The sequence below is a fragment of the Paratractidigestivibacter sp. genome, from assembly GCF_052362415.1.
Classification (GTDB): domain Bacteria; phylum Actinomycetota; class Coriobacteriia; order Coriobacteriales; family Atopobiaceae; genus Paratractidigestivibacter.
The window spans coordinates 1-979 of sequence record NZ_DAWEMK010000089.1 but is presented as its reverse complement, the minus strand read 5'-3'; the positions used below and the strand labels follow the sequence as shown (position 1 = coordinate 979).

Genomic DNA, 979 nt, shown 5'->3' with positions numbered 1-979 from the left:
TGAGGCCGAGGCCCTTGAAGGCTTCGGCGCTGCTGTCGCTGCCGTCTTTCGCTCTGATGTTGAACTCCTTGACGGCGTCGGCCACTTTGTCGATGCTGAACAGGCCGGCGTCAGCGCCTTCCACGAGGGAGCCCATGAACTGGTCGGCGCTCAGGCCGAGGGCCGCAAACTGCGCCGAGTATTCGTTCAGGGTGTCGAGCAGGTCGCCGTTTTTGTCTGCGCCGTTCTGTGCGCCGGTGGCAATTAGGCCGTAGGCTTCTTCGGCGCTGATGTTGAAGTTTTTCATCAGAGCCGAGGCGGCTCTGGCGCTTTCACTGATGTCGTAGTCGAAGGTGTCACGCAGCACGAAGCCGGCCGCGGTGGCCTGCTCCAGTGCTTCGCCTGCCAGATCGCTCGCTTTCTGCGTAGCGGCCAGCCCTTCGGCCACGTCGTTGAAGTCCTCGCCGAGGTTCTGCGCGTAGATGTTTTTTACACTCTCGCCCAGCGCGTCCAGCTCGTCGCCGGTGGCGCCGGTAGATGCGGAGAGCTGGTTCATGGCTTTGTTGTAGTCGTCGCCCAGCTCTGCCAGATACTTCCCGGCCTCGACGACCGCCTTGCCCGTCGCCACAGCGATGCCGCCCACGGCAGCACCGACGGCAACGGCCTTCCAGTTTACTTTGTCGAGGTGTCCCGCGACGTTGTCCATCGCCTTCCCGAGGGAGGGGTCGATGGTGCCGGCGAAGCTGACGACGGCCTGCATGATCTTGTTTTTGCCTGCCATCAGTGTCACCTCCTTCTGTATTTCCTGAAGTTATTCCGGGGCATTGAGGCGGCCTTGTCGCGTTGCCGCTTGGCCTCCTCGGCTGCCTCGTAGTATTCCATCAGGAAGTCGGTCAGGCGTTCCCGTCGGAGCTCGCCGACTGAGGTGTGGAAGGCTCGAGAGTACTCTGATGTCCCGACGCCGTGAGGGCGTTGGCTTTACCGTCGGTTCTTACCTCGT

General features: G+C 62.1%; 1 protein-coding gene. It reads right to left on the bottom strand.

All coding sequences use genetic code 11. The features are described from left to right. Nucleotides 1-760: phage tail tape measure protein (locus ACT84W_RS08315; protein ID WP_444328866.1), on the bottom strand; the 760-nt coding region annotated here is incomplete at its 3' end. Between the last annotated feature and the right edge of the window lie 219 nt (nt 761-979).